General features: G+C 51.6%; 20 protein-coding genes. 7 read left to right on the top strand and 13 right to left on the bottom strand.

The genetic code is table 11. From position 1 onward, the window contains the following. Window positions 1–74 precede the first annotated feature (74 nt). The gene (gene dcm / locus G5574_RS04265) at window positions 75–1,463 is read right to left on the bottom strand and encodes a DNA (cytosine-5-)-methyltransferase (RefSeq protein ID WP_164482100.1); all 1,389 of its coding nucleotides are present in this window, start codon (window positions 1,461–1,463) and stop codon (window positions 75–77) included. Between the two features lie 233 nt (window positions 1,464–1,696). On the opposite strand from dcm, the gene G5574_RS04260 reads away from it, so the two are divergent. The 5 genes from G5574_RS04260 (at window position 1,697) to G5574_RS04245 (ending at window position 4,050) form a co-directional block, all read left to right on the top strand. Beyond that, entirely contained in the window at window positions 1,697–2,176 is a 480-nt protein-coding gene (locus G5574_RS04260) for a very short patch repair endonuclease (RefSeq protein ID WP_058701674.1), read from the top strand. A 65-nt stretch (window positions 2,177–2,241) separates the two neighbouring features. After that, on the top strand, window positions 2,242–2,517 hold the full coding sequence (locus G5574_RS04255) for a hypothetical protein (protein WP_006119595.1): 276 nt from the start codon (window positions 2,242–2,244) through the stop codon (window positions 2,515–2,517). A gap of 99 nt (window positions 2,518–2,616) precedes the next feature. Next, window positions 2,617–3,519, top strand: a complete 903-nt coding sequence (locus G5574_RS04250) for a DUF808 domain-containing protein (RefSeq protein WP_054633597.1) — start codon at window positions 2,617–2,619, stop codon at window positions 3,517–3,519. 44 nt (window positions 3,520–3,563) lie between these two features. After that, the gene (locus G5574_RS23865) at window positions 3,564–3,695 is read left to right on the top strand and encodes a hypothetical protein (RefSeq protein ID WP_006119592.1); all 132 of its coding nucleotides are present in this window, start codon (window positions 3,564–3,566) and stop codon (window positions 3,693–3,695) included. Between the two features lie 172 nt (window positions 3,696–3,867). Beyond that, entirely contained in the window at window positions 3,868–4,050 is a 183-nt protein-coding gene (locus G5574_RS04245) for a YodC family protein (RefSeq protein ID WP_033742091.1), read from the top strand. A gap of 94 nt (window positions 4,051–4,144) precedes the next feature. Here G5574_RS04245 and G5574_RS04240 read toward each other — a convergent pair whose 3' ends face one another. The 3 genes from G5574_RS04240 to G5574_RS04230 all read right to left on the bottom strand — a co-directional run bounded on the left by G5574_RS04240 (window position 4,145) and on the right by G5574_RS04230 (window position 6,787). Next, entirely contained in the window at window positions 4,145–5,365 is a 1,221-nt protein-coding gene (locus G5574_RS04240) for a glycosyltransferase family protein (protein WP_033742089.1), read from the bottom strand. Window positions 5,366–5,405: 40 nt separating this feature from the next. After that, on the bottom strand, window positions 5,406–6,191 hold the full coding sequence (locus G5574_RS04235) for a mannosyl-3-phosphoglycerate phosphatase-related protein (RefSeq protein ID WP_110269028.1): 786 nt from the start codon (window positions 6,189–6,191) through the stop codon (window positions 5,406–5,408). Between the two features lie 365 nt (window positions 6,192–6,556). Further along, the gene (locus tag G5574_RS04230; protein WP_033742085.1) at window positions 6,557–6,787 is read right to left on the bottom strand and encodes a DUF2525 domain-containing protein; all 231 of its coding nucleotides are present in this window, start codon (window positions 6,785–6,787) and stop codon (window positions 6,557–6,559) included. A 304-nt stretch (window positions 6,788–7,091) separates the two neighbouring features. Between G5574_RS04230 and G5574_RS04225 the strand changes: the two genes are divergently transcribed. Both G5574_RS04225 and dsrB read left to right on the top strand, forming a co-directional pair. Further along, a complete protein-coding gene (locus G5574_RS04225) occupies window positions 7,092–7,250 on the top strand; it encodes a YqaE/Pmp3 family membrane protein (RefSeq protein ID WP_006119587.1) in 159 nt (52 codons plus the stop codon). Window positions 7,251–7,312: 62 nt separating this feature from the next. Continuing rightward, complete coding sequence (gene dsrB / locus G5574_RS04220; RefSeq protein WP_006119586.1) at window positions 7,313–7,507, top strand: protein DsrB; 195 nt, start codon at window positions 7,313–7,315, stop codon at window positions 7,505–7,507. A gap of 106 nt (window positions 7,508–7,613) precedes the next feature. Here dsrB and G5574_RS04215 read toward each other — a convergent pair whose 3' ends face one another. From G5574_RS04215 to fliL, 9 genes are all read right to left on the bottom strand, one after another. Then, complete coding sequence (locus tag G5574_RS04215) at window positions 7,614–9,320, bottom strand: methyl-accepting chemotaxis protein (RefSeq protein ID WP_110269027.1); 1,707 nt, start codon at window positions 9,318–9,320, stop codon at window positions 7,614–7,616. 137 nt (window positions 9,321–9,457) lie between these two features. Further along, entirely contained in the window at window positions 9,458–10,093 is a 636-nt protein-coding gene (gene rcsA / locus G5574_RS04210) for a transcriptional regulator RcsA (RefSeq protein WP_006119584.1), read from the bottom strand. Window positions 10,094–10,720: 627 nt separating this feature from the next. Then, window positions 10,721–11,506, bottom strand: a complete 786-nt coding sequence (gene fliR, locus G5574_RS04205) for a flagellar biosynthetic protein FliR (RefSeq protein WP_110269026.1) — start codon at window positions 11,504–11,506, stop codon at window positions 10,721–10,723. After that, window positions 11,506–11,775: a flagellar biosynthesis protein FliQ gene (gene fliQ / locus G5574_RS04200; protein ID WP_033742083.1), complete on the bottom strand. Its 270-nt coding sequence runs from the start codon at window positions 11,773–11,775 to the stop codon at window positions 11,506–11,508. Before fliQ ends, fliR begins: the two co-directional genes overlap by 1 nt. A 26-nt stretch (window positions 11,776–11,801) precedes the next feature. Next, window positions 11,802–12,533 (bottom strand): flagellar type III secretion system pore protein FliP, encoded by a 732-nt coding sequence (gene fliP, locus G5574_RS04195; RefSeq protein ID WP_164483193.1) that lies wholly within the window; start codon window positions 12,531–12,533, stop codon window positions 11,802–11,804. Then, a complete protein-coding gene (gene fliO / locus G5574_RS04190) occupies window positions 12,533–12,931 on the bottom strand; it encodes a flagellar biosynthetic protein FliO (protein ID WP_033742082.1) in 399 nt (132 codons plus the stop codon). Before fliO ends, fliP begins: the two co-directional genes overlap by 1 nt. A 1-nt stretch (window position 12,932) precedes the next feature. Next, window positions 12,933–13,346, bottom strand: a complete 414-nt coding sequence (gene fliN, locus G5574_RS04185; protein WP_006119577.1) for a flagellar motor switch protein FliN — start codon at window positions 13,344–13,346, stop codon at window positions 12,933–12,935. After that, the gene (gene fliM, locus G5574_RS04180) at window positions 13,339–14,346 is read right to left on the bottom strand and encodes a flagellar motor switch protein FliM (RefSeq protein WP_006119575.1); all 1,008 of its coding nucleotides are present in this window, start codon (window positions 14,344–14,346) and stop codon (window positions 13,339–13,341) included. Before fliM ends, fliN begins: the two co-directional genes overlap by 8 nt. A 4-nt stretch (window positions 14,347–14,350) precedes the next feature. Continuing rightward, window positions 14,351–14,836 carry a flagellar basal body-associated protein FliL gene (fliL, locus tag G5574_RS04175; protein ID WP_006119574.1) on the bottom strand — a complete coding sequence of 162 codons (486 nt, stop codon included), beginning with the start codon at window positions 14,834–14,836 and terminating at the stop codon, window positions 14,351–14,353. Window positions 14,837–14,840: the final 4 nt, after the last annotated feature.

Below are 14,840 nucleotides of genomic sequence, written 5' to 3'. Positions count from 1 at the left end.
CTTGTATGACGAGGTTGTGACAATATCGCCTGGCAGCGGGAAAAGAGGAGAAAGGTTGCGCCTAAGCGCAACTTTTAGCGTGTTTTATGCTGTAAATCGCGGATGTAGGGCAGGAGAAGCTGCGCCACGGCGGCAAAAACGGGGACGACAACGGAATTACCAAACTGTTTATACGCTTGCGTGTCGGAGACCGGAATGCGAAAAGGCTCACTGCCGGCATCATCGAAGCCCATGATGCGTGCGCATTCACGGGGCGTAAGACGACGGGGACGATGCGCCATATTGGTGGCATCAAGGAAATCACGCTCGCCTTTATCCGCGTCCCAGCCGCGATCGATCAAAATCTCAGAGCCATCTTTATAGTAGCGGGCAGACAGGGTGCGCACGCAGCACTGCAGATTGCGCGGATCGTTCAGACCAAAGCCAAAGCCATTCCCCAGCGCTTTATGCTTTTTGGCATACTGATACAGATAACGCCACAGCACCGGCGACAGGATGTACTTATCATCAGGTGCGGCTTCCAGCAAACTTTGCAGGCTGGGCACCTGGGCAGGGAAAAAGCGTTTGATGTCGCGCAGGGTAAAATTCTCGCAGCCGGCAATGTCCCGTCGAATGCCCACCAGCACAATACGCTCGCGGTGTTGAGGCAAGAAATGGCGGGCATCAATCACTTTCGGATCCGGTGCACTGGCATCGGCATCCGCGACGGCATAGCCCAGCTCATCCAGCGTATCCATGATGATGGCAAAGGTCCGGCCTTTGTCATGGCTTTTAAGGTTCTTCACGTTCTCCAGCACGAAGAAGGGCGGTTTTTTGGCGGCAAGAATGCGTGCTACATCAAAAAACAGCGTACCCTGCGCCTGGCATTCGAACCCATGCGCCCGACCCAATGCATTCTTCTTACTGACGCCAGCCAGCGAAAAGGGCTGACAAGGAAAGCCTGCCAGCAGCACCTGATGATCGGGGATGGCTGCATCAATGGAGGAGTAGATCGCTGCTTCATCGTATAGCCCGGCAGGCTGCGTGACCTGGCGGATATCGGTATTGAAGTGGTGCTCAAGCGGATCGCTGTAATGGTTGGCCCGGTACGTGCGAATCGCCTCTTTATTCCACTCACTGGTAAAGACACATTTTCCACCAATGCGCTCAAATCCGCGACGAATCCCCCCGATGCCGGCAAACAGGTCAACAAAACGAAACGCAGGTGCATCATAATGCGCAGGACGAGACGGCAATAAGCGTTCGAACAGATCCCGCTCCGCAGTGCTCAGTGCGGGCAGCGTGCTTTTACCCTGACGAATACGGTTGATGAGCGTCGGTGACCAGTGCGCAAAGCCGGCCTGATGCAGTCGGGCAACGATATCCCTGACGGAATAGATCGACAGGACCTGGTGTAACAGATTCAGTTCATCGGAATGCAGAGCTGCAGAAAGAAGAGGTTCAGCGGTTGCGACGGCGTGCATGCAAATATCCTTAACAGTGAAGCGCCTATGCTATCACTCCTTGCCCGATGAGGAAATCCGCCTGACGCGGCGGCGGTGTGCTGTAAAACACGCGAGTGTAAAAGTCAGGACAGGTAGCACCGGACGCGTGATTACCGTCCGGAAGCGGCAAAAAAATGGCCGCTTTTGTCCAGGTGGCTTTCGCTTTTCAGGACGGCGACTAAAGTTGAAAGAGTAGCCTTTAAGGAGATGCTATGGCCGACGTTCACTCCAGCGAAACGCGCAGCAAAAACATGCGTGCTATTCGCCAGCAGGACACTGCGATTGAGCAACGCATCGCACTGTTGCTTAAAGATCGCGGATTCACTTACCGGGTTCAGGACAAAAACCTGCCAGGGCGGCCTGATTTTGTCCTGACCGCTCATCAGGCCATTATCTTTGTGCACGGCTGCTTCTGGCATCGTCATCACTGCTATTTGTTTAAGATACCCGCCACGCGCACCGAGTTCTGGACAGGCAAGATTAACAGCAACGTCGAACGAGACCATCGCTATGTACGGCAGTTACGTGAGAGCGGCTGGAAGGTTCTCATCATCTGGGAATGTGCACTGCGTGGCAAACTCCGTCTCGACGACGACGCGTTGCTTGAACGACTGGAAGAGTGGTTACTGGCGATGAATGACAGTGCTGAAATCGATCATCAGGGCATTCATCATTATCGTGAGCAGGAATGATCGGGCCTTGCTCATCAGTAACATAACATGTTAGATAGACGCTTTTCCGTGACCGGGAGACCGAGATGAGCAGCATAAAACTGACGGTTAAACGTCTCTACCAGATTCGTGATGAGCGCATGGTGAATACCAAAGCCACCGCCAGAATTTATGTGGGCGAAACGCTGGTGGCCACGGAAGAAATTACCGGCATGACGGAAAGCCCGGTCAGTAAATACCTGCATAGCGAAGGACTGGCTGGGCAAGCGGTGCGCGTCGAATGGGATTGTGAGGGCATCGCAGAGATGACGGTAACGGAAATCGAACGATGCCCATGTTGTCAACATAACGAACCGGAATAGTCACAACGCACGCATCGTGTGCCGTTGGGCTTCGTCGAGGATGAGGCTTCCACTGTTTGCGATGTAAGTCGTTGTCGATGACCGAATAAGGGACATATTTTGGCAGGAACCAGTTTATTAACGTTGCTGGATGATATCGCCACGCTGCTGGATGATATCTCTGTAATGGGCAAAGTCGCGGCAAAGAAGACGGCGGGCGTTCTGGGTGACGATCTGTCACTGAATGCGCAACAGGTCAGTGGCGTAAAAGCCAATCGCGAACTGCCGGTCGTGTGGGGCGTGGCCAAAGGCTCGTTTCTGAACAAGCTGATTTTGGTGCCGCTGGCGCTGATTATCTCGGCATTTGCGCCGTGGTTAATCACGCCGCTGTTGATGATTGGCGGCGCTTACCTTTGTTATGAAGGTGTCGAGAAAGTGCTGCACAGCCTGCAACACGACAAGCAGCAAAATTCACCGGAGGCCCGTCAGCAGCGTCTGGATAACCTGGCAAAGCAGGACCCGCGTGAATTTGAAAAGAAAAAGGTTAAAGGGGCTGTGCGCACCGATTTCATTTTGTCCGCCGAAATCGTCGCGATTACGCTGGGCATCGTTTCGGAAGCACCGCTGCTGAATCAGGTTCTGATCCTGGCGGGCATTGCCATTCTGGTCACGATTGGCGTTTACGGTATTGTGGCGGGCATCGTGAAAATCGATGATCTGGGATTCTGGTTAAAGCAAAAATCGTCACGGGTGGCCCAGTCAGTTGGTGCCGTGCTGCTGGCTGCGGCACCCTGGCTGATGAAAATATTAACCGTGGTGGGCACGCTGGCCATGTTCCTGGTGGGAGGGGGCATCATTGTTCACGGGATAACGCCTTTGCACCACTTTATTGAAAATGCTATCGCTCCGTTTAGCGGTCTGGTATCAGGGCTGCTGAGTAACGGCGCTAACCTGGTGATTGGTTTTATCATTGGGTCGATCGTGCTTTTAGTGGTTAACCTTATTGCCAAACTGCGTGGGTAATCGGTATAACAGCGCCTTCTTTTACGCGTTCTGGGGAGAAAACAATGAGCGACGATATGTTTGAATTCGATATAGATGCTCAGTTAGAGCAGGCCGAAGCCAAGGCAGAAAAAAAGGCGGCCGAAGTGCCTGACGACCTGAGTGACGAAGCGGATTGCGAAGGCTGCAAAATCTGATTCATCCTCCCTCTGAAGCGGATAGCCTCTTATCCGCTTTATTCCTTTCCAGGATAACCTTCTACTTTATTCTGAATTTGCCCTTTTTCTGCGCGCCTTAACAGCAGCAACTTTTTTACCATGCTATAAATAAATATTAAGAATTAATGTCAATGGATAAAGAGGGCGCAACATGGTTTTTGCAATCAGTGATGAAGTGCAGCATAAGGACGGCGGGCAAACGATGGTGGTGACCGGTCATGCCAGTGGCATGGTAGAGTGTCGCTGGTATGATGGTTATGCGGTCAGAAGCGAGGCGTTTCGGACAGACGAGCTCAGCCACACCCGTGAGTCACAACCGCAGTTAACGTCCTGATTGCAAATGACCGGGCCGGTGTTGTACACCTGGCCCGTCTGTCTTCCTTCCAGGCATCACGTCACGTAATAGCCTGTCTTCCACCTATGGCACGCTAGACGTTACCGTCATTATCCTCTTCTACCGCCTTGTAAATTCGTTGCAGAATATCCGGGAAGGCAGACTGAACCCGACTCCAGCTTGGGATAAACGGCTTGTCATTTGGGCGTTCTATAAAGGACTGACCCGCATCCAGGATAGCCTGGGTAAACATCTCGACCGCAGCCTCTTCCACGTGCTGATCGAATTTCAGTCCGTTCATGGCGGCCTCATGATTGTAGATTTCCATCATATCTAACGCGTTGCGATAGTAGGTGGCTTTCAGCACGCGGAAGGAGTCGCTGGTGAGCGGCACGCCCATGGTGGCAAGTTTACGTAAAAGCGACTGAACAATATCGTTGCTCATGCGCTTCAGGCCGCCTGTTCCGTCATCCTCTGCCAGCGGCTGATGCTTGTGGTCATAATTATCCGCAATCTCAACCTGGCACGACTGGCGTGTGGTGTAATTGCGATAGATCTCGGAGAGCACGCCAATCTCCAGGCCCCAGTCACCCGGAATTTTAATCCCGTTAAGGACATGAGTACGCATGGCGAACTCGCCGGAGAGCGGGTAACGGAAACTGGAGAGGTAATCAAGGTACTCCGAGTGACCATACACTTTTTGCAGGGAACGCAGCAGCGGCCCGACTAATAAACGGCCCACGCGACCATTGAGTTTGCCGTCGGCGACACGCGCATAAAATCCTTTACAAAACTCATACTGAAACGCGGGATTCGCCAGCGGATAAAGCAGACGTGCCAGCATACCGCGCTCATAGGTAACAATATCGCAATCGTGTAGCGCGACACAGCTGGTGCGGTCGGAGGCCAGCGTATAGCCGGTGCAGAACCAGACGTTACGCCCTTTGCCCGGATTCGTCGGCGACAAACCTTCTTTGTCCAGTTCCGCGTCGATCGCCTTCAGGCGGGGACCATCATTCCATAAGATCCGATGGCGCTGCGGCAGGCGAGAAAAGAACTCGCGGGCATGGAGGAACTGATCGCGATCGGCCCGGTCAAGGCCGATGACAATTTCATTCAGATACGGCACTTTCGCCAGTTCATCGACGATTTTGCTCAGTGCCGGTCCTTCCAGCTCAGAAAACAGGGAGGGCAGAATTAACCCCATTTTGCGTTTACGCGCAAAACGCACCATCTCTTTTTCCAGCGATTCGACGCTGCGGTGCGTGAGATTATGAAAGTTAGTAATTACGCCATTCTGAAAGAAATCACTCATTGCATCATCCTTATGGGGTTGCCCGAGGAACCACAGCCGTTCATGGCTGCGTTAAAAAATGGTCCAGACCTTCGCGCCAGCCTTCAGGGCCGTGATGCGTTGTATGATAAACCTGCCCATCATTACGCGTTAACGTGACAGGGTTTTTGCTGAAGCCTTTAATCACGATGGCATAATCGACCGCATCGAGCATAGGTGCATCGTTAGGGCCATCACCCAGTCCAATCGTGATCAAATCCTGATGGCTGTAATGCGACAGTAATTTATGCAGGGCATGGCCTTTTCCGCTTCGGGCCGGCATCACGTGCCAGAAGCGGCCGCCCTGGGTAAGCGTCAAATGGTAGTCAGCCAGCGCATGGCGAAAACGGTCTAACGCCTCGTCGGTATCGCGCCAGACGATAACTTCGGAGGCATCGCGCTGGCGGGCGAGCGCGGCCTCGGCGTCCGGTAAACCTGTCATTGCCGACACGTCGCTGTCGCTAAAATCCTGAAAGCCGCTAAAGCGGAACTGCTGTTTCATCGCGCTAAGAATCCGACAGATGGCGACGTAGTTCAGCTTATCGTCAGGGATACGAACGGGTTTGTCCTCGCGGAAGTAGAGAACCGCGCCGTTTTCGGCGATAAACGGCGTACCGCTAATCCCGATTTTTCGTTGTAGCGGCAGAATTTCCGCCGCCGTCTTGCTGGAGCAAATCACCACAGGAACCTGATGCTGGCTGAAGGTCTCCAGCCATGCTGTGGCGGCATCCCAGTTGTAGTCGTGGTGGTCAAGCAGCGATCCATCGAGGTCGGTCACGATCATCAGCGATTCATTCAGGTTGGGCATCCAGGTCTCCTCCACACGGCTCACGTTAGCCACGGCATCTGTTTAGTGTAGTTGAGTCCTGAAAAGGCCCGAGGTTCCGTACTCATGCAGACAGAACCAGGAGGATTCTTAAAACCCGATAGGACAAAAAGCGGGAGCGGTCAGAATGTGCACGACGCATGGCGCGCACGCTGCGGCTTGCGTAGGCAGGAGGAGAGCAGGAGCAGAATGAGATGAGCGAAACGTGCATCGCAGAAGCTTGTTTTCATTACCGGAACAGCTACTCTGAGAAAGCAGTATGTCTTCCCTGGTGTAACGATTTGAATACTTGCCTGGCCTGTGCCGGGTATTTTTTTGCCTGCTATTCCGCCCGGCGAGCGATCCCGCTAGCGATTGATCTCACTGTAGCGGCAATCGTGAATGTCCATCTCACACTGCTCCGCAGGTTCACGGCACGGCGCTGTCGGCCCGCCAGCATTTTTTTCAGCCTGCGCAACCTGAGGCGAAAAATAGTCCTGTACCTGTCCTGCCGTGTCACGCTGGATGGCATGAAGAAGCGCATCCATTTCACTGTCCCGATCACTTTGGTTTTCATCTGAAGCGAGAAAATGCGTCATAGTCTGCCTCCAAAGAGCAACGTGAATACTGAGTATAGAACGGCGGGCTGACAGCAGGGAAGGGTAAAAAAAAGCCCGCGCTGCGCGGGCAAAATAATCCTTGTTACTTTGGGTGTGTTGTTTTCCTGGGGTAGGAAAGCAACGCAATGAAGTGTAACGATTCTCGTGTTAAACGTCCGGCTGTGAAGTGTCAGGAAAACGAAAAAAACCCTGACTCAGATTTACCTGACTTTTCCTGTAACCCTTCAGAAAACGGCTATATTGGTAAGCAAAACGGTTTTTCTCAGTACCTAAAGGAATGGTTATGGACTTACTTCGAATTCTTATCGCTATTTTACTTCCACCACTGGGCGTTTTCCTGCAGGTCGGTTTTGGCGGCGCGTTCTGGCTGAACATTTTACTGACCTTGTGCGGCTACATTCCCGGCATCGTCCATGCCGTGTGGGTGATTGCCCGCCGTTAATGCCTGCATTCGTCCTACGCTTCCATTACACTGTTATCAGGAACGTTTCTGGAGAGTAACAGATGAAGGTAGACGATCGCGTAAGCGTTAAAACCGACGGTGGACCCCGGCGAATCGGTACGATCCTGGCGGTAGAACCTTTTAACGAAGGGACGATGTTTTTGGTGGCGCTGGACGATTACCCGCAGGGGATCTGGTTTTTTAACGAGAATAATCACCGGGACGGCGTTTTTGTAGAACCCTGGGTTCCCGCCTGATTATCGGTCAGTCTGATGAAAACGCCCGCGATGTCTGAGGATGTCGCGGGCGTTTACTTTTATCTGTCCTGTCACAAATGTCACAGGACAGGGGCGTGCGCTTTGGTCAGAACGTTTCCCAGTTTTCATGACCGGAGGTAGTGGCTACCGGACGTAGCACGGGTGAGCTCGCTTTCGGTGCCACGTCTTTAACATCGGGAGTTTTCGCGACCGGTGTGTCGACTAAGCGAAATGCGGAAACCGCTTTCGTCAGTTTACCCGCCTGATCTTCCAGTGATGCCGCCGCCGCTGAGGCTTCTTCAACCAGCGAGGCGTTCTGCTGGGTCACGTTATCCATTTCCGTTACCGCCTGGCTCACCTGCTGAATACCGCGGCTTTGTTCATCCGAGGCGGCAGCAATCTCAGACATGATATCGGTCACGCGACGCACCGCTTCGACAATTTCACCCATCGTACTGCCGGCCTCGCCAACCTGATGCGAGCCACTGCTGACTAACTTCACAGACTCGGCAATCAGGGATTCAATTTCCTTCGCGGCCTGGGCGCTGCGTTGTGCCAGACTACGGACTTCACTCGCAACAACCGCAAAGCCACGTCCTTGCTCCCCTGCGCGCGCCGCTTCGACGGCGGCGTTCAGCGCCAGAATATTGGTCTGGAAAGCGATGCTGTTAATCACATTGGTGATCTCAGCAATTTTCTTCGAGCTGCCAGAAATATCGTTCATGGTTTTCACTACACCACTGACCATGTCGCCACCGTTGCGTGCTTTATCTGATGCATCGGCTGCGAGTTGGCTGGCATGGTGCGCGTTATCGGCGTTCTGTTTCACCGTCGCCGTTAACTGCTCCATGCTGGCTGCGGTCTGCTCAAGGGCGGCGGCTTGCTGCTCCGTCCGCGAGGAGAGGTCGGTGTTACCGGCTGAAATTTCACTGGAGCCTTGATAAATGGCGATAGCGCCTTCACGCACCGAACCGACCGTTCTGACTAACGATTCCTGCATGCGCTGCAGATTATCCAGTAGTAAGCCGATTTCGTTACGACCGTGCGGTACTGAAGGGGCGGTTAAGTCACCCTGAGCGATACGCTCGATATGGGCAACCGATTTGCGTAAAGGCGTGATCACGACCCGACGGAGAAAAACAAAGGTCAGCAGCACCAGCACCAGCGCAGCCACAAACGCACCACCCATGGAAATAAAACCAATACGTGACTGTTCGGCAGCCTTGGCGTTAATGAAATCAGAACGGATATCCCGAAGTTTGATCGCCTTGACCAGCACAGCGTTATAAGCGTTATCCAGTTTACGCGTGGTGTCGGTTTCCTGGGCAATGATGCTTTCGAAACTGCCCTGTTTACCGGCATCAATCATCGGCTTCAGGCCTTTTTGAACATACTCTTTGAAGCGAGTAGTGAGCTCTTCGTCCAGCCTGACGTCTTCGGGGGTTTTATTCTTGCGGTTCAGGTAGACGTTGAGGCCATTTTCAGCCTGCTTAATACGCTCATCCGTTGCGGCAAGGTTGGCATTGAAATCATCCATCTCACCAATACGCGCGGCCGCACCGGCCTGGATGATATTCAGTCGGGCAGAGCGGAGGTTTGAGGAGCTGTCGATCAGACCGTTGCGGACCTGAATTTCCTCAGTCGCATCTTTCAACGACTGATTACTCAGGATGAGGAAGTAGCTGGAAATGCCTATACAGAGTGCGAACAAAAATAATATCCCGCCGAAAATCAAACTAAACAGCGGGACCAGTCTGAGATTTTGCCAAAAACTGACGTTGTGATGTCCTTCATTAATCAGCGTTGTGTTCATTTCCTTGCTCTCTTAAGGGGGCCTGATGAAAAAAAACATCGGCAGGAGCAGGAAAAGGTTTATGCTGAAAATTGAGATCTTGATCGCTAATCACTAAAAAAAACCGGCCTTTTGGGCCAGTTCTGTGAGGCGGCAAACTATCTTACGTTAACGTAAATACCAGAGGTCACGTTATCGGTTAAGCGCACGACATGGTAAATAACCTGCTTGTTGTGCGTTTTAATTTTCCGCTTAATGTTTCCTTTATGGGAAGAGACCGTCTTCGCTTTAATTTGCATTTTGTCGGATATCTGGATGGTATCATGACCCGACATCCACATTTTCAGCATATTTGACTCAGTCTGGCTCAACGTCAGAGGGTGAACGTCCAGCCCTGAGGAAATACGCGGAGACATGTTAAGTTTCTTTTGCAAATACGTGCTAAGGAGAGAATCCAGCGTTGAAGGTTTAATGGCTTTCGACGTAATAATTAAATTTTTTCGGACATACAGATATTCTTCAAAATGAATATTACTGATGGCCATAAAAATAAAAAACAGTGTTTCGGGATGCTGATTAATAATGCTGCGAATGCGCTCGCTTGAGTCGGTTTCGTGAATGAAACAGTCTTCATTAATAAACACAACACCTGGTTTCAACTGCTCACATCTTTGCTGTAATTGCTCAATATCGGAGACAGAAGTAATATTTTTCTTCTTCACTCCTTTAGAAGACATATAGTCCGATAATCCCAGGCGTGTGTAGTTGCAGGAATCCATAATAATCGTTGGCATGTTAGCGACCCTCACCAATTTGTTATCCGTTTAAATCAACGATGAATTACGCGTTGCGGTACGAGAAGATTTCCAAAGCGCTTTTTTTTATTCTGCTGATGCAGCGTGGCAACGGGCAAACGCCCGTAAAAGTCTTCTTCCTTGACCCGTTCTGCAAAATTTTTTCTTACTCTGGCCCCACACCTGGCGTCGAATCCACATCGGGTATTGATGTAAAGTCGTACCGGCGCGAAACACCGTTTTTGGGAGCAATGTCACTATCGCTGAAAACCCAGAGTTTTCTGATAGGACAAGTCTTAAAAACATTTGTTTCACGAAAGTGTAAGGCTGAAGAGTGAGTTGACAATGCCGGAAAAAACATTTTCTGACAAGAAAAATCACACAATATTTTTTCTTGTTTAATTTCAATGCATTGCCGATTTTATCACCAAAACAACCCTGTCGATGACTCTGTGTACCGCCCGACTAAAATACGCGATGCGCGGTTTAATAAGAATTATTTTAAGACTTATCGCACATTTATCAGAATATCCTTAGTTGATTTCTGGAAAATATGGTTTGAAAAATGCCCGGATAGTTGTGAATTTCTTAAGTATGGAAAAGGAAAAATAGTTAGATACTTAATGTTCAGGAGGGGGACAGTTCGGTGAGGAACTGGGCCAGAAGATCAAATATTTCGCCGAACAGGTGCTCACAGAACGGGGCGAGAAGGGGCATCAGCAGGCTGATCGTCAAAATGCCGACTGATAAGGTAATCGGGAAGCCGATCGCGAAGATTGATAACTGTGGTGAAAGACGGTTTAACAAACCCAGGACCATGTTTAGCGTGAGTAGCAGAACGATCAAGGGTAACGCTAACATCATGCCATTAAGGAAAATCATGCCGCCTGATTTTGCCAGCGCCATAAAAGCATTAGCTTCAAGTGGTGTTCCACCTACAGGAAGTGTATGAAAACTGTCCGCCAACAGTGAGATAAGCCACAAATGCCCGTTGAAGGATAAAAACAGTAACATGGCCAGCATGTCGAGAAAACGCGCAAGGACCGGCATATTAAGCCGACTGGCGGGATCAAAAAACGTCGCAAATGACAGACCCATCTGCAAACCAATCAGTTCACCGGCCGCCCGGACAGCTGCAAAGGCAAACTGCATCGTAAAACCAATGGCGATACCAATCAGCATTTGCTGAATCAGCAGCATGAAACCGGCCGGCGAAAACAGGGTGACGTTCACCGGCGGTAACAGCGGGACCAGCAGCCAGGTGATCATGGCCGCCAGGCCGATTTTCACCCGTTTGCTGATGGCGCGCTCACTCAATACCGGCGCTGTCGCAATCAGCGCCAGAATGCGCACCAACGGCCAGAAAAACTGGCTTATCCAGTGAACAAGCTGGCTGCTGTCGAGCGTAATCATCAGCCGATGATATAGGGCAGGTTAGAAAAAACGGTGCGGATATAATCCAGCAAGACGTTTAACATCCAGGGACCGGCAACGACGCCCGTGGCCGCCACCGCAATAATCTTAGGAATGAAAGACAGCGTTTGTTCATTAATCTGGGTCGCTGCCTGTAGCAAGCTCACCAGTAAACCGCTGACCAGGGCGGCCAGCAGCATCGGAGCGGCCAGCAGCAACGCGACGCGCATCGCCTCCTGGCCCATTACCATTACCGATTCAGGTGTCATGAATATCTCCTGTGCAATTCACAAGATCAGGAATAGAAACTTTGTGCCAGCGATCCAACCAGCAACTGCCAGCCATCCACCAGAACAAATAACATTAATTTAAAGGGCAGGGCGATGGTTGCCGGCGGCACCATCATCATACCCAGCGCCATTAATACGCTGGCCACGACAAGGTCAATAATTAAAAAAGGAATAAAGACGGTAAATCCAATCTGGAAGGCGGTCTTTAATTCACTGGTCACATAAGCAGGTAATAAAATACGCATCGGCACGGCTTCCGGCCCGACAATAGGAGGCGTATTTGCCAGACGGGCAAATAACGCTAAGTCAGCTTCACGCGTTTGACGCAGCATAAATTCGCGCAGGGGTTGTGCGCCTTTATCAATGGCCACATCCATACTGATTTTATCCTGACTGAAAGGCAGATAGGCATCCTGATAAATTTTATCAAAGGTAGGTGCCATAATAAAAAAAGTTAAAAAGAGCGTCAGGCCCAGTAATACCTGATTGGGCGGCGCAGAGGGCGTGCCCAGCGCATTACGCAGCAGACCAAAAACAATAATGATGCGGGTGAAGCTGGTCATCATTAACAGAATGGCCGGCAGAAACGTCAATGAGGTAATAAATACCAGCGTTTGTACCGGAAGTGACCAGCTCTGGCCACCATTGGCTAATGGCTGGCTTACCAGGCCTGGTAACTGGGCGTGAGCAACCGGTGCCAGCAACAGCAGCGGCAGAAAAGGGAGCAGTCGACGCATCATGGGTTTTTTCCGGGACGTTTAACCAGATTCTGTAATAACTGACGAAAATCCTGCGGCGCTGCCTTTTCCGCGGTGTCTACATCGGGTGAACCCGGTGGCAACGTATGCAGGTGGGTAATTTGCTGTGCCGTTACGCCCAGTACCAGACGGGCATCTGGCGTATCAACGATGACGACGCGCTCGCGCTGACCGACCTGGACACTGGCCGTGAGCGTCAGCTCACGGCTGCCGACTTTTTTCGGCGCAAAGCCCATACGACGGGCCAGCCAGGCGCATGCCAGAATCAACAGGATAATAACAACCAGAACACCACTTACCTGAGTCAGTACAGAGCCCGCAGAAATGGCGGGCGTCTGCGGCGTAGCCGGTTGGACAGTATGATTCTGGTTATTCATATTAACGGCTCAGACGGCGCATACGTTCTGAAGGCGTAATGATGTCGGTGATACGCACACCATATTTGTCGTTAACGACCACGACTTCACCCTGCGCAATCAGGTAACCGTTAATCAGGATATCCAGCGGCTCGCCTGCGAGACCATCCAGTGAGACCACAGAACCCTGTGTCAGACGCAGCAGTTCTTTGATGGTCATCTTGGTGCGGCCCAGTTCCACAGTCAGTTTTACCGGGATATCCATAATCAGGTCAATATCCTGCAATGAGCCTGAAGTGTTGCTGCTTTCAAACGATTTGAAAACGTCATCACTCTGTGAGGTGCTGGCACCAGAGCCCACCTGCTCATTCATTGCTTCAGCCCACAGATCGTCCGCAGAGATGGTGTCATCGGACGGTTTCTTGCTGTCAGTCATGGGGCTGTTCCTCGTTAAGCGAATTCAAAATCGGGTTAATCAAATGTTCTACACGCAGCGCATACTGACCGTTAAGTGTACCGTACTGGCTGGTTAAAACAGGCACACCGTCCACGTGGGCAATAATGCGCTCGGGTTTTTCAATCGGCAGGACATCGCCGGGTTTCAGCTGCAACACGCGTGACAGACGCAACGACGTTTCAGCAAAATGGGCAATCAGTTCCAGTTCAGAATGCTGAACCTGCTTCACCAGATTGTCCCGCCAGTGTGTATCTTCTGACCGCGAGTTTTCCAGCGGCGGATTCACCAGCATTTCACGCAAAGGTTCAATCATCGAAAACGGAATACAGATGTTGAACTCACCGACAAGGTTGCCAATCTCGACCTGGAACGGCGTGTTGACAACGATATCGTTAGGCGATGTGGTGATGTTGGTGAACTTCACCTGCATTTCCGAACGGACGTACTCGACATCCAGAGGATAAATCGCTTTCCACGCATCGCTGTAGCCATCAAGCGCCAGTTTCAGCATACGACGAATGACGCGTTGCTCGGTATGCGTGAACTCACGTCCTTCTACTTTAGTCGGAAAACGCCCATCTCCGCCAAAAAGGTTATCAACGGCAATAAACACAAGGCTCGGTGAAAACACGACCAGAGCCGTGCCGCGCAGCGGCTTCAGGTGGATCAGGTTCAGGTTCGTTGGCACCGGCAGGTTGCGGGCAAACTCATGGTATGGCTGAATCTTGATCGCGCCCACGCTGATATCCGGGCTACGGCGCAGCAGGTTAAACAGCGCCATACGGAAATGACGGGCAAAACGCTCGTTAATAATTTCCAGCGCCTGTAAACGCTCGCGCACCACGCGGCGCTGGGTATTGGGATCATAAGGGCGAATATCGCCCTCTGGCCCGTTTTGTTTCTTTTCTTCTTCCGCGCTGCCACTGTCGCCGTTTAATAGCGCGTCAATTTCAGCCTGGGAGAGAATGCTGTCGCCCATTGATTCACCTCAAAATGAAGGCGGTAAACAGTACGTCGTCTACGACCTGCGGAGGTTGACCTTTCACCAGCGGTGGTGCCAGCGCCTGTTTGATTTGCTCAACAAGCGCTTGCTTTCCTTGCTCTGTCGCCAGCGCAGCAGCGCTCTGGCGAGAAAGCAGCAGTAACAGACGACTGCGAACCTCAGGCAGATAGTCACTCATCCGACGACGCGTTTCTTCATCCGGCAGACGCAGAGTAAACCCTACGTACAGTACACGGTCTGGATCGTTGTCGGGATTGACCAGGTTAACCGTAAATGTATCAAGTGCAAAAAAGACCGGGGCGGGAGGCGGTTCAACTTTCGCGACCTCCGGCTTATCGCCCTCATGTTTATTCATTATTCGCCAGACTGCATAGCCTGCCACGCTGCAAGCGGCCAGCGTTACGATCAGCAACACTGGAATCAGGATTTTACGTTTGCGACCTTTAGCTTTCGCGTTATCAGACATTTTA

The sequence above is a fragment of the Pantoea stewartii genome (genome assembly GCF_011044475.1).
GTDB classification, from domain to species: domain Bacteria; phylum Pseudomonadota; class Gammaproteobacteria; order Enterobacterales; family Enterobacteriaceae; genus Pantoea; species Pantoea stewartii.
This window is presented reverse-complemented; position numbering and strand designations above follow the sequence as displayed.